Annotated in this window: 2 protein-coding genes; both read left to right on the forward strand. The window is 69.4% G+C overall.

What is annotated here, in order from left to right; translation table 11 throughout:
• The first annotated feature begins 580 nt into the window (after positions 1-580).
• Complete coding sequence (locus tag WYO_RS22915; RefSeq protein ID WP_007566999.1) at positions 581-796, forward strand: ferredoxin; 216 nt, start codon at positions 581-583, stop codon at positions 794-796.
• The coding region (locus WYO_RS22920) for an NAD(P)/FAD-dependent oxidoreductase (protein ID WP_007567002.1) at positions 793-1,510 on the forward strand (718 nt) is incomplete at its 3' end. The genes WYO_RS22915 and WYO_RS22920, both read left to right, overlap by 4 nt.

A 1,510-nucleotide genomic window follows, 5' to 3' on the forward strand; every position in this document is an offset into this window, starting at 1 on the left:
GCCGCTCGGGTGACGCTTGTACTGTAGACGGGGCTGACTCCGGGTAGGAAGATCAAACAACCCATTGCTGGTGTTTGCCTTTTCTTTCTGGGGTCGGGGTTTCCAGCGCAGTTGAAGCGCGATGGCACGGCTATTCCGGCTTTCGGATGAGGCCTGGCGCGGATCGAGCCGCACCTGCCGCACGGCCGACCTCGGCGATCGCTGCGTCCGAGGGGCGCTGGAGGCGAGCCGCATGGAAACCTGGGCATGGCCTTCCGGTGCGTGGGCGCACGCAACGCGGAACCGGACCGTCACCGAACCGGTCCTGCCGCGAATGAGCAGGCATCCCGATTACGCAACCCGGAGGCTGTGGTGAACGGGCGGCTCTCGGGGGCGATCGACCGATGGCCCTCAGCGCCCGGCTTCCGGCGCCGGGGGGCAGGTGGTGAAGTCCAATTCTCAAAAGCCGAGTGTTAAATAAAAAATTCTGATCGCGCTCGCTAATTGTGTTCGTGGCAAGAAGACGTGCGCGCCAGCATTCCTATCGTAGGCGACATGCGCCTAGCCGCCGTTCATCCGCACGTACGCTCGGAGCCCTTCAATGCGTGTCGTCGTCGATCTCAATCGCTGCCAGGGCTACGCGCAGTGCTGCTACGCCGCTCCGGACCATTTCGAGCTGCGCGGTCATGAGATCCTGTTCTACGACCCCGCGCCACCGGACGCGAAGCGGTCGCAGATCGAGCGGGCGCGGCAGGCCTGCCCCGTCCGAGCCATCGAGATCGAGCCGGCCGGTCTCGCCGCGGGTGACGAGCCGTGACCGAGGTTCAGCGACCGGGCATCGTCGTGGTGGGCGCCTCCCTCGCCGGGCTGCGGGGCGCGGAGGCGCTGCGGGACCGCGGCTATGACGGGCCCCTGACCCTGGTCGGGGATGAGCCGCACCGGCCCTACGACCGGCCGCCCCTGTCCAAGCACGTCCTTGCGGGCGAGCTTCCCCCAGAGGCGACCGTGCTTCCGCAGCTCAGCCGGTTGCGGGCGCAGTGGCGGCTCGGCCGGCCCGCCGTCGCGCTGGACCGGGAGCGCCGGGTGCTGCACCTCGCCGACGGCGCGACACTTCCCTACGAGAAGCTTCTCATCGCCACCGGCGCGAGGGCGCGGACCTGGCCCGGCGAGGGTGCTGATCTGGCCGGGATCTTCACGATCCGGACCCTGGAGGATGCCCGCGCCCTGTGGAGCGCGCTGGCGTGTCGGCCGAACCGGGTGCTCATCGTTGGCGGCGGCCTGATCGGCTGCGAGGCGGCCTCCTGCTGCCGCGACCTCGGCTTGGCGGTGACTTTGGTCGATCCCAATCCGACGCCGCTCGCCCGCGTGCTCGGGACCGCGATCGGGGCTACGCTGGCCGAACGGATGCACGGCGCCGGGGTCGATCTCCGCCCGAAGACGATGGTCCGCGCGCTCTCGGGCGAGGCCGGGCAGGTCCGCCGCGCGCACCTCGCCGGGGGAGAGGTTCTCGAGACGGATCTCGTCATCGTCG

It is taken from the genome of Methylobacterium sp. GXF4 (assembly GCF_000272495.1).
GTDB classification, from domain to species: Bacteria; Pseudomonadota; Alphaproteobacteria; order Rhizobiales; family Beijerinckiaceae; genus Methylobacterium; species Methylobacterium brachiatum.